The sequence below is a fragment of the Mucilaginibacter sp. genome (assembly GCF_025362475.1).
Taxonomy (GTDB): Bacteria; Bacteroidota; Bacteroidia; order Sphingobacteriales; family Sphingobacteriaceae; genus Mucilaginibacter.
Genome location: NZ_JANYGH010000024.1, coordinates 107002 through 118909, shown reverse-complemented (window position 1 = coordinate 118909; position 11908 = coordinate 107002). Strand labels below are relative to the sequence as shown.

Below are 11908 nucleotides of genomic sequence, written 5' to 3'. Positions count from 1 at the left end.
TCATAGCCGAGTGATACTAATTGCCCGAAGCTTTCTCATAGCAGGTAATAATGGGATGGGTATTCGTATCCATCCCGAACAAAAACTAATACTGTTGTTTTCTTTGATCAAGAACTTCTTTCAATAATATGTCATTGTTTGTTAAGAACAAGGATGAATGGAACAAAGAATAAGGATGAAGAAGTCCTTGCTCCTTAGTCCCCAAATCCTTACTCCTAACCAACATTAAAAATATTCAGGTGCCTATATCGGCGGTGTCTACCTCTTCCCATTCCGAACAGAGAAGTCAAGCCCGCCAGAGCCGATGGTACTGCGGTAAAACGTGGGAGAGTAGGTCGGTGCCCAATCTTAAAAGCCCTAAAAGGCTGAATCGTGAAACCCTTCATCTATTTGATGAGGGGTTTTTGCGTTTTCAATAAATCCCCTATCCCAAACAGGTGTTCGCTTTTAACGAAGTACCCACATTAAACTGTACTTTTAAAATATCAATACACTGATATGCAATAGCTTAACTGTTCGCTGTATTTCACCTAAAAACAGACCAAGCTGTAAACCAATAACTTACGTTTTTACTATACCCCAGCCCGAACACCCCCGAACACCCGCAGTCTCCTGACCCGAACACCTGGGGAAGTCAGCAAATGAAGGGGTTTTAAATACATCGATATTTGCGCAATCAGGTGCCAAAAACGGGGAGTTTATCGAATATTCCTGTTGTATAAAATGCAAAAAAGTGAAGGTTTTTGGCAATGTTTTTTCGGCTATCCCCTCCAGTCCCTTTAACCGCTATCTGAACTGCTTGCCATGCTCCCAAACTCCTCGTTTAGGGTACTGACAAAGCTATGTCACCATTTTTTTAAACGACGGGTTGTAAATTTGTATGGTTCAGGTTGCCGAACGGGGAATTAACAGAATCACATATCCCCCGAACCCCGCAACCCGAACCTCGCAACACGCCACCCGACCCTCGCAACACGAACCCAATGAATACCTACAACATCGACATCTCCTACAAAAATCAGCCGCAAAAAACTCAAACCCGCACTACCGACCAGATGGATTTTGACCATGTGGAACCCGACCTGTACGAAGCCAATAGCTTGTTCCACATTTACCGGGCCAACCAATGGATGGCCATGGAGCGCGAATGTGCCACGCCGCAAATGCTGTTTGGCCGGTTTTGGCTGGAGGGCGAGCTGTGCATCCTGTTTGCCGATACCAATATGGGTAAAAGCATCCTGGCCGTGCAACTGGGTAACAGCATTGCCGCGGGCAAGGCTATTCAGGGGTTCCAGCTGAATGCAATGCCGGCTACCGTGCTGTATATCGACTTTGAGCTGGCCGGTAAACAATTTGAACAACGGTATACCGACGAGCGGGGCACCTTTAAATTTAACGACAACTTTTTACGGGGCGAATACAACCAGCTCTACAAGCACTATAGCGAAATCAATAAATTTAACGATGAGGTAATTGCCAGCCTTACCCGCGGCATCAAGGCCACCGGCGCCACGGTGCTCATTATTGATAATATTACCTGTATGCGCAAGGGAACTGAACGTGCCAACGAGGCCCTGCCGCTCATGAAACAGCTCAAGTACCTTAAAACCCGCCATGGCCTCAGTATCCTGGTGCTGGCGCATACACCCAAGCGCAACCCCGTTCTGCCGCTTAGCCGCAACGATTTGCAGGGCAGTAAAATGCTCATCAACTTTTGCGATAGCGCCTTTGCCATTGGCGAAAGTCATGCCATGCCCGGCTACCGCTACCTCAAACAGATCAAACAACGCAGTACCGAAGAAACCTACGGGGCCGATAATGTTTGCCTCTGCTGCCTCGAACGCCGCAACAGCTTTTTACAATTCATATTCCAGGGTAACTGCCACGAACTCGACCACCTGCTCAGCAATACCCAGCAACTGCGCGACCGCCACGCAGGGCAGGTTGCCGAGCTCCATGCCCAGGGCCTCAGTCAGCGGCAGATAGCTGCCAAACTCAAACTCGGCCTGGCCACGGTGAATAAAATGGTAAATTGGGCGAAAGGGAATTAGATTTCGGAATTCGGATTTGGGATTTCGGATTTGGAAATTTTTGATTTGAGATGTGCAGATTTTCCCTTTTGTCATCCTGAACGATTTGAAGGATCTATTATTCGCCATGCATCTTCGCCCTGCACAGTCTGCGAATGGCTCCTGCGTACTTACCTATAATAAGTTATAAAAATGAAGTCATCCTGTCCCGTTGGCTAACGGATCAGGACCTCACAGGACAGGTAGCCCACATGTAATATATTTAGCATCGGGATGCCGAAATAAGTTCAGTTTGCTAATAAATCCGTCTTTCCTCCCTATTACATGTTGGGTTTTGAGGCGTGTGGGCCTGTCAGTCTGAGCCTGTCGAAGACTCGCGCGAAGAGGCCTTTGCCCGCTATCCTTCGACAGGCTCAGGATGACAGCCATTTTTTTACATCATTCCCTCCTTCAGCGCCCGCGGAATTTTATACCTACCCATCAGGTTTTTGTTATTAACGTATGTGCATTCTAAAAAAAAACGGTCACCCTGGGCTTATCGAAATGTCGCGCGCAGAGGCCTTTGCCCACGTGCTTCGACGGGCTCAGCATTGACAGCCCTTTTTTTAAGAAGCCTGATGATCAAGATCTGCACCCATCATAATCCCCGGGCGGGGCGGGGGGACGGATGTGCTGAGCCGAAAATACATCAATGGGCAGATGGTTTCGGATTAATTTGATTTCAAAATTTGGCGTTTAAATAGTCCTTATTCCCTAAATCCTTTAGCTAAAGGTCCTTTGTCCTAATTCTTATTGCTCAAACTCCTTCATTCCAAAATTCACTGCTCCGGCAACGCCCTAAGCCCCCAACCCAATAATACTTTACCCCCAAATCCCCCTGTCTTGATTCTTGACTCTAACCTCTTGATTCTTCCCCAATGGCGTTTCCCCGTTGATAGAAACGGGGCCGGGCTTTACATTCATACGCCTGCAGGCATTACGCTCGTGGGCCGGTACCCATTTCAATCCCTAACGCGAACACTGGTAAATAAACAGGCTTTTAGTAGGTGACGATGTTTTTAAATACGGATTGCTGGCGCACGCGTGTCGCGTGTCGCGTGTGTCCTGTTCGTTAACCTAGGTCTTAAACTATAAACGATAGAAAAATGTTGCAGACCTATCAGCGGGACACACGCGACACGCGTGCGCCAGCGACGGAAGTGGACTATCTGTTAAGCTCAGGTCCAAATCCGAGTTTTTCTGCCATATTTATTACTCGTAATTCATAAGGCAAATAATCAGTGAAATACCAACCTGTTATTTTTACGAATATAGATGCGATATATATTGGATCGATGGAATCTATAATGTCAGCTTGCTTCATTCCGTCATCATCACGATGCGATGCCACATTATTGCGTATTTCTTTTAAATAAGTATGATATTTTGTTTTCGTTTCATTAAATGATCTCATCATGGTACTAATCTGCTCATCTAATTTCATCCACTTTGGAGCGTGCGAATGTTGCTTTCTATATCTTTTACCAAACATTTTTGGCACGTCTTCTAAAAATTCATACAATTGTCCACAAACTAATCTAGAAGTTAGATTTCGTACCGACTCTGAGTCGGAGCCAAGAACAGTAATAAACAAGGTTGACATGTCTACAACAGATAATCGCAGCCTAAGAGGAATATTTCCGACAAAATAACCTTCAGCGTTTTCAGGCCATTTTTTATGAGCCTTAGAAATTGAATTTTTAATTAAGGGTATGTCATTATTACATCTCTCAATGGCACTATAAACGATATTAAGTAAACGTTTATATTCTTTTTTTGTCTGTTCGTCCATGCAACTTAAATGGCTTGTTTTATCAAACTCATTATATATTCGAGTTTAAGATCATCACTGATTATTAATTCGTAATCCCCATTTCCGTTATGCCCCTTGAGTGTTGATACGTCTCGCATTAATCCTAATGAATCATTCAATTTTTCTTTTTTTAGATTGATCCACAACTTCAGTGAATTAGTTTGGATTTCAATATCAACTATGTTGGTTTTCTTTTTAAATGCTATATATGTTTTCTTGGGCACCAATTCAATATCTGGGCTTAAGTTGAGTATTGCGTTCTTGTAGTTGTTGTACAACTCTTTTGTTTCCTCGGATTTGTTGTGTAAATGTTCCTCTTCTGTATAAGTTTTAATTTCTCTTACAACTTTTTGCAGCTCATCATTTTGTTTTACTATTGGTTTTATGCTTGGCGCAGCTGAGGATTTTTTTAAAGGATTTATCAAAATTACATCATTTTCAAATTGTTTAATTTCCCACAGTTCTATCGATAAATCTTTGAAGTTGGTGGATTGCTTTTGAAAGTCAGTAAAAGAGGAAGAAACAAAAAATACTTTAGTTTGGCTCCAATCTATCTCATCCCGTTTTAAACTCTTCGTTTGGCTTTCATTATATTCTATTATAAAATCAGCTTTATAATCCAACATTAAGTTTAGATATGATACACCTTGGTCAATTACACTGTAATTCCTGTCTCGTTTATATTCAATTATTATAAATGATTTGTTTTCTGTATCAAAGGCCAAAGTGTCAATGCGGTTACTTTTTATTATGAACTCTGATTTAATAAATTGGAGGCCAGTTATCGCAAATAAATTTGAGTCGAAAATTTTTTGAATATCTTTTTCAAGTTTAAAAGGTTTTTCTTTAACCTCTTCTAATTTACCCGCCTGGTTTGAGTATAGTATCATTTATTTTAATAATTATCATGCAATATAATATAAATAAGGTAATCCGATTGCTGGCCATGCATGTCGCGTGTGTCATTATTCAAGCGACCGATTGTCTTTATGCAACGAACGTCTGCATGCGGGCACAATACAATGCAACGAAAATGCATGCGGAAGTGGTAGATATCTTGTGAGCGTTAAGTTTGCCATAAATACTGACCACTGAAGTCATTTTGTTTTTGCAAATTTGCTTTCGACACAGCGTCGTTTTATCGTTGCTTGTTGCGAAGCTTGAAGTGATTGTTTAATGATAATAATTTCGGCTCTTCATCATTGGAGGACGGCCATATTCCCTGCTGTGCTTTTCTAATATGATCGTCTCAAAGCAGGGAAAAAACTAAATGAAAATATAAAAAACAAGAAAGCTACCCATAAATGATAATAGATATACGCGACCGGAATGACGAACAGCAAGCCAATGATAAACAACTAAGCATACTTAAAGAATATTTTCCGGCTTGTTTTAAAGTAGATGGTTCATTTGATATAGAACGGTTTAAGGCAGAAATATCCGATAAAACCGAGGTAGTAAATGAAGGCTATGAGTTAAAATTTCTTGGTAAAAGTTATGCAAAGTTATTGGCAAGTACCGATACCACCACCGTGATACAGCCGGATGAAGAACATAATGCCAGGCCCGAAAACGCCTTTAGCGAAAACGTTTACATCAGCGGCGATAATTTGGATGGATTAAAACATTTGCTTAAAAGCTACCAGCGCAAAATCAAATGTATTTATATAGACCCGCCGTACAATACCGGCTCGGATGGCTTTGTATACCAGGATAAGTTTAATTACACCAAAGAAAATTTACAGGAAAAACTAAGTGTTAGCGAAGACGAGGCTGAACGTATACTCGAACTAACCCGTCGCGGGTCGGCTTCTCATTCGGCCTGGCTGATGTTTATGTACAGTCGCTTGTTATTAGCACGCGATCTACTTACCGATGACGGTGTAATATTCATATCCTTAGACGATAATGAACAGTCCAATCTTAAATTGATTTGTGATGATGTATTCGGAGAAGAGAATTTTTTAGGTCAAATTATACACAATAAACTCAATTCGAAAAATGACCAAATCAATATTCAAAAAAATCACGATTATATTACATGCTATAGAAGAAAAGGTACCTGCAGTACTTCAACGCAAATTTTACCTTCGTTAGAAAATGAAACTTCGGTTACTAAGGAGGTCTTTAAAGAAGGAGATCGCTTTTATATCATAAATGATTCGATTACTACCCGAGGAGATGGCGGGACATTAAATAATCGAAAAAATTTAGGCTATACTATTTATTATAATCCGAAGACGAAAGACTTTCTTGGTGTTCAAGATTACGACTTAGAGCTAGCTTTGGTTTCTAATAATGAAGAAGAAGTATATTCAGATAACATTGAATTAGTTAATAAAGGATATGTTAAGATAAGGCCCCCAAGAGTCAGGAGCCAATTAGGTGCTTGGACATGGGAGTTAAAAAACTTTAATGATTCAAAAGATGAAATTTTAATAAAACAAAACAAGAATGGCTATTCAATTAAAAAGAGAACATTTGTAACTTCTAAGGATGTTGTCTTGGAGAATGAACGTTACTTTATAACTTATACCGATAGAAAAAACGTTAAAAGTATAGCTGAATTTTCAAGTAATGATGGTGCTGCTCAATTGTCTGAAATATTAGAGGCAGAAGCGGTATTTAGCAATCCCAAAAATATAAACCTTCTTCAGCATTTAATAAGTCTGACCGACTGTAAGTATTCTTTTGTCCTTGATTTTTTTTCTGGCTCCGCATCTACAGTACACGCATTAATGAAGCTAAATGCGGATGGTGGCAAACGTAAATTTATTGCCGTGCAATTACCGGAAATGCTGAGTAAAGAAAACACCGCTCAAAAGGCTGCCTATGAGTATTAACAAAAAAGTAAATCGCCTATTACCTTAGATTATGTGGGTATAGAGCGCATCAAACGTGCAGCCATTAAGATAAAAGCAGAACACGCCGATAAATATTTGGATTTAGGGTTCAAGCATTACACACTGGTCGAGCCCAATCAAAATACTTTAGATAAATTGGAAAGCTTCGATAAAGCGGTTTTAATAGCAGATACCAATATTATAGATGACTTTGGTAAACCTACCATTTTGGCAACCTGGCTCAATGCTGATGGGTACGGACTAACGGTACAAGCAACGCCCATAGATTTGGCAGGTTATACTGCTTATTATTATGATAAGCACCTGTACCTTATCGACTCAAATTTTAACCTGGAGAGTATGAAGGCTTTACTGGCTAAATACGATAATGAAGGCCATTTTAATCCCGAAAACCTAATACTTTTTGGCTACAGTTTCCCTGATTGGAGCATCAACGAAATGGTAGAGAAAAACCTGCGTGTGCTTAATGACAACGAAAAGAATTTAAAGATCAACTATACTGTTAGATACTAAAGTTATGGAACTTATACTCAAAAACGACCTGCCCCACCAGGTAAAAGGGTACAGCGCCATAGCCAACGTATTTAGCGATGACCTGATACAAAAAAACACACTGTACTACCAGAACCCTACGCTGGTGTTGGATCGTCATGCTTTGGCGGCTAACATTGCCCAGGCGCAAAAGGACAATAAAATACCTGCCGGGTACAAAGCGCAAAATGAAGTTGGTGCCTACCTCAATCTGGACATTAAGATGGAAACCGGCACAGGCAAAACCTACGTTTATACGGCCGCAATGCATGAGCTGCATAAACGTCATGGCATTAATAAGTTTATTGTAGTAGTACCTACTTTGGCCATCAAAGCAGGGGCCGAACAGTTTATGAAAGATGGCTACACCCAACGTCATTTTAAAGATCAATGCGGTTACGGAACCGAACTGGATGTATTGGTGCTTGAAGCCTCCAAAAAGAAGAAGGGGAAAAATTATTTCCCGGGTGTAGTACGTGAGTTTGTTGTCGGCAGTAGCCAAAATACCAATAAAATTTATGTGCTGCTTACCAATATGTCTTTATTAGGCTGTAATTCTAAACTCCTGACCGACAGCTACGATTACAGTGTAGAAGGTTTTTACAAGCCATCGGCAGCCATTAAAGGTACCAGGCCTTTTGTAATTATTGACGAGCCGCATCGTTTTAGCAAAAATCAAAAAGCTTTTCAATTTATCGAAAAAGAACTAAAGCCACAGGCAATTATACGCTTAGGGGCAACCTTTCCTGAAGAAGAAGTGGGCAAAGGGAAAAACAAAGTGAAAAGGCGCGATTATACCAACCTGCTTTATGATTTGAATGCCTTTGACGCTTTTAACCAGGATTTGGTAAAAGGCATAGCCAAGGAGCATTTTGAACCTATCAGTCAAAAACAAGATAAGGTAAGGATCATGAGCATTGCCAGCAAAAGCACGGCAAAGTTTAACCTGATACAAAAGGATGCGCCGATAAAATCTTTCGAGTTAGCAAAGGGAGATAGCCTGGGTGTTATTTCGACCGAATTAGAAGGAATTGTAATAGATGCAATTACAAACAGTACGGTAGAACTTTCTAATGGACAGATAAAGAGCACAGGAGAAGAGTTTAGCACCGATATATATTCTTCCTCTTACCAGGAATCGATGTTACGTCTGGCGCTGGAACGTCACTTTGAAACAGAACGTATTAACTTTTCACGTAACAACAAAATCAAGACCCTGGCGCTGTTTTTTATTGATGATATTTATTCTTATCGTGTAAACGGGCAGCAGGGAAAGATGCCCTATCTTAAGGAGACATTTGAGCGTTTACTGATAGAAAAAATTGATAGCCTTTTGGTTGATCTTGAAGAACAAGAACAAGAGTACAAACACTATTTGTTAGCAACCAGAACTGATGTTGAAGCCAGCCATGCAGGTTATTTTTCACAAGACAACAGTAGCTCGGACGAAGCTATAGGCCGAGAAGTACAAGAGATATTGTACGAGAAAAAGAAGTTGCTGTCAATAAAAGATGCAAATGGCCAATTTAATACACGCCGTTTCCTTTTCTCAAAATGGACGTTAAAAGAGGGCTGGGATAACCCTAATGTGTTTACAATTGCCAAGTTAAGAAGCAGCGGCAGTGAAAATAGCAAAATTCAGGAAGTGGGTAGGGGCTTACGCCTACCTGTAGATGAGTTTGGCAACCGGATATCTAACGAGCAGTTCAAGCTCAACTATATCATCGATTTCACAGAAGCTGATTTTGCTGAAAGGCTTGTTAAGGAAATAAATGCAGATTTGCCTAACGGCTTTGTATTATCTGACGAGGATATTTCTCGTGTAGCGAATTCACGGAAAATAGATGCGGACGACCTTTTTATTGAGCTATTAACCAAAAAGTACATAGATCGTAATAAAAATATAAAAGTTGAGCATACCGATAAGCTTTTTGAGGAGTATCCTGAATTTGCGATAGGGCTGAAACAAGGCAAGGTAGAAGACCGGAATAAAAAATCCGACAAGAAAATCAAAATCCGCCCGGCTGTATATGATGAGTTGAAAACACTATGGATGGCCATCAACAGCAAATATATTTTACATTACCAAAAGATTGAAGACAAGAACTATTTGTTTAATGAAGTTTTAGGCTTGTTTAGACGGGGTGTGTTTTCTGATCTATACATCAGCAGCAAACGGTCTGAATTAAATACCAAGGGAAGTACAGCCACATTAAATGAAGATACTGGCGTACAATACAAAATCAGCCGGCCTATCTCTTATGCTGATTTCCTGAAGCGAATTAATAGACAAACCAATTTATCTATCCAGTTTTTGCATCAAATAATTGTTGAATTTGCCAAAGAAAATAAATTATCTGACAAAAAGTTTAATGAGCAAAGTGTTGCAAACTTTGTAAGAGCTTTTCAGGATTGGAAGATGGAGAAACTCAATGGCAGATTTAGTTATTCAAAAGCCAACCTTCAATTAAAAAGCACTTCACTTACCTATGCAGACGGTAGTCCGAAAGCCGAAATTACACAGGGTATCATTGGCCCTAAATTTATAGAAGGCGAACCTGCAGAAAAATATCTTTATGATGTTTACGCATTTGATTCGCCTTTAGAAAAAGAAAACTTGTTAGTAGATGGGATCCAAGAAATAGTTGTTTATGGTAAAATACCAAGAAATAGTATCGCTATCCCTACTATTACAGGTCAGTCCTATAGCCCGGATTTTATGTACGTAGTGAAGAAAGACAATGGAGAAAAAGTTTTAAACGTAATTGTAGAAACTAAGGATGTCGAAAATCAAAATACGCTCAGAGGAATAGAGCAGGCAAAAATATCTTGTGCTGAGGTATTCTTTAAGCAATTAACAATTGATGGTTATAAAGTAGAATTTAAAACTCAATTACATAATAAAAAAATAAGGCAGATTATTGATGAGGTAATGACCTCTGATTAACCTTGACAGTTGTTGCAAGTATACTGGTTAATGCCATTGTGAAACCCTTCTTAGCGCAAGTGTTGTGTGGCTGCATGCGAGTTAGGTCAATGTGGCTTTATTGACGAAATCTATTGTGGAACACAGATCAGCCATCGCTCAAAGGCCAACACACAAGAGCTGCGCTAAAAAAAGGAAAATCAGGATTTTCGATTAATCTCTTTTTAGCAAGCACAACCCCATCGTACCTAAATAAAATCGTGAACTTGTATAGTTCGCGATTGCCGCGCTGCGCTCGCAATGACATGTTTGTTTTGCCCGAACTAACGCAAGCAATCCCATTGCCGAAGCCCTCCAGGTCTGTGTGCCCGCATGCAAATCATTGTGTTGTTGTAAAGCCTTAAGCCTACTGTTACCCGTAAGTTCGCGTTAGTGATGGAAGTGGATACCGGCCCCGCGCCTAATGCCTTGTGCGCGTATGAACGTACAGCACGGCCCGCAGGGAACGCCATTGTTTAATTCAAAATTCAAAAAGGGGGCGTTTACCCAAAAAATAGCTTGTCAATGTTGAGTTGTAAAATCGAAGGACGCTGAAGGAGAAATGACAAAGCGATTTAAACCCAATGTGATGTTGTCCGTTGGCTAACGGATCAGCACCCCAATGCTAAGTGTACTTCATGCGGTCCACCGATGCTGTGGGATCCTGATCGTTAGCGAACGGACAGGACGACTTCAGTTTTATAACTTGTCCATAGGTAGGGACGAAGCATCTGCCCGCGTGCTCTACCCGGCGAAGAGGCATGACGTGCAGATCCTTCGCTATGCTCAGGATTGACAAATCGGGCGAGTTAACTCGCTTACTCCAATTTTAAAGGCGGACCTACCAGCTGCATTTCATGATCGGCGAAAATTTTTTCAAGTTCAGCGTGTGATGGGTCGTGGTCTAATGCTTGCATGGTTAAAAAAAACTCTTCCAATTTACCCGCCGGCTGAAAAATAACGGTCATTTTTCCTTTTTCGCTTACCTGGGTCCACGCGTGCGGCACGGCCCTGGGCAAAAAGATACTATCGCCGGCGCTTAGATGAAATGTATCATCGCCTGCTTTAAAAAAATAAGATCCCTGTAAAACGTAAAAAATTTCGTCCTGCTTTGGGTGAATGTGCAGGGGAGTACCCCGCCCTTGCGATAAACTGGTCTGTTCGAAAATAGCCAGGTCGCCATCGGTATCTTTCCCCGATATTTTTACATCCATTATATTTTCATTTAACCCTTTTAGTTTAATGTGCCCATGGATCCTGCCTTCGCCCGCCTGTATTTTAAAGCCGTTATTGGCACGGTACTGCACGTATTTTTTGATGCCATTGGCAAAAGGTGTTAAGGGGAGAGCCGCAAAGGTTAAAATGGAGGTGATAAATTTATTGCGTTTCATAAGCAAAGATTTATTGGTTTACGGAAGCCGGACAGGTGGCGCAAGTGTATTGATATAAAGGTAGTTATAAATTAAAATAAAAATTGCAAAATAAGTGGCAACGACTCACCCCGGCTACGCTCCGCTGGCCGACCCTCTCTTCACCTGCGGTGGAAAGAGGGTTTGGAAAGTTTTTTCCACCCTGAGGGGACGAAAAGTTATAAAAATGAAGTCATCCTGAACTTGTTTCAGGACCCCACAGGACAGGTAGCCCACATGTAACATACTTAGCAAGT

The 11908-nt window shown here is 40.8% G+C and carries 7 protein-coding genes and 1 rRNA gene; 5 read left to right on the top strand and 3 right to left on the bottom strand.

Annotated elements, in window-relative coordinates; translation table 11 throughout:
* The first annotated feature begins 235 nt into the window (after positions 1 to 235).
* Together rrf and Q0R88_RS09615 are read left to right on the top strand one after the other, a co-directional pair.
* A 5S ribosomal RNA gene (rrf, locus tag Q0R88_RS09620) occupies positions 236 to 347 on the top strand.
* Positions 348 to 983: 636 nt separating this feature from the next.
* Entirely contained in the window at positions 984 to 2051 is a 1068-nt protein-coding gene (locus Q0R88_RS09615; RefSeq protein ID WP_295715475.1) for an AAA family ATPase, read from the top strand.
* Positions 2052 to 3234: 1183 nt separating this feature from the next.
* Here Q0R88_RS09615 and Q0R88_RS09610 read toward each other — a convergent pair.
* The gene (locus Q0R88_RS09610; protein WP_295715472.1) at positions 3235 to 3861 is read right to left on the bottom strand and encodes a hypothetical protein; all 627 of its coding nucleotides are present in this window, start codon (positions 3859 to 3861) and stop codon (positions 3235 to 3237) included.
* A gap of 5 nt (positions 3862 to 3866) precedes the next feature.
* Entirely contained in the window at positions 3867 to 4772 is a 906-nt protein-coding gene (locus Q0R88_RS09605; protein WP_295715470.1) for a DUF5655 domain-containing protein, read from the bottom strand.
* Between the two features lie 414 nt (positions 4773 to 5186).
* Here Q0R88_RS09605 and Q0R88_RS09600 point away from each other — a divergent pair, with 414 nt between their 5' ends.
* The 3 genes from Q0R88_RS09600 to Q0R88_RS09590 are packed head-to-tail and all read left to right on the top strand — an operon-like array spanning position 5187 to position 10224.
* The gene (locus Q0R88_RS09600) at positions 5187 to 6725 is read left to right on the top strand and encodes a site-specific DNA-methyltransferase (RefSeq protein ID WP_295715468.1); all 1539 of its coding nucleotides are present in this window, start codon (positions 5187 to 5189) and stop codon (positions 6723 to 6725) included.
* Between the two features lie 33 nt (positions 6726 to 6758).
* Positions 6759 to 7259 (top strand): hypothetical protein, encoded by a 501-nt coding sequence (locus Q0R88_RS09595; protein ID WP_295715466.1) that lies wholly within the window; start codon positions 6759 to 6761, stop codon positions 7257 to 7259.
* Positions 7260 to 7263: 4 nt separating this feature from the next.
* Positions 7264 to 10224 carry a type III restriction-modification system endonuclease gene (locus Q0R88_RS09590; protein ID WP_295715464.1) on the top strand — a complete coding sequence of 987 codons (2961 nt, stop codon included), beginning with the start codon at positions 7264 to 7266 and terminating at the stop codon, positions 10222 to 10224.
* 836 nt (positions 10225 to 11060) lie between these two features.
* On the opposite strand, the gene Q0R88_RS09585 is transcribed toward Q0R88_RS09590, so the two are convergent.
* Entirely contained in the window at positions 11061 to 11633 is a 573-nt protein-coding gene (locus Q0R88_RS09585; protein WP_295715462.1) for a cupin domain-containing protein, read from the bottom strand.
* Between the last annotated feature and the right edge of the window lie 275 nt (positions 11634 to 11908).

What these genes read in the sequence shown, in the direction of transcription:
- Q0R88_RS09610 (WP_295715472.1), bottom strand. Translation starts at nt 3,861, where the DNA reads ATGGACGAACAGACAAAAAAAGAATATAAACGTTTACTTAATATCGTT.
- Q0R88_RS09605 (WP_295715470.1), bottom strand. Translation starts at nt 4,772, where the DNA reads ATGATACTATACTCAAACCAGGCGGGTAAATTAGAAGAGGTTAAAGAA.
- Q0R88_RS09585 (WP_295715462.1), bottom strand. Translation starts at nt 11,633, where the DNA reads ATGAAACGCAATAAATTTATCACCTCCATTTTAACCTTTGCGGCTCTC.
- Q0R88_RS09590 (WP_295715464.1), top strand. Translation starts at nt 7,264, where the DNA reads ATGGAACTTATACTCAAAAACGACCTGCCCCACCAGGTAAAAGGGTAC.
- Q0R88_RS09600 (WP_295715468.1), top strand. Translation starts at nt 5,187, where the DNA reads ATGATAATAGATATACGCGACCGGAATGACGAACAGCAAGCCAATGAT.
- Q0R88_RS09615 (WP_295715475.1), top strand. Translation starts at nt 984, where the DNA reads ATGAATACCTACAACATCGACATCTCCTACAAAAATCAGCCGCAAAAA.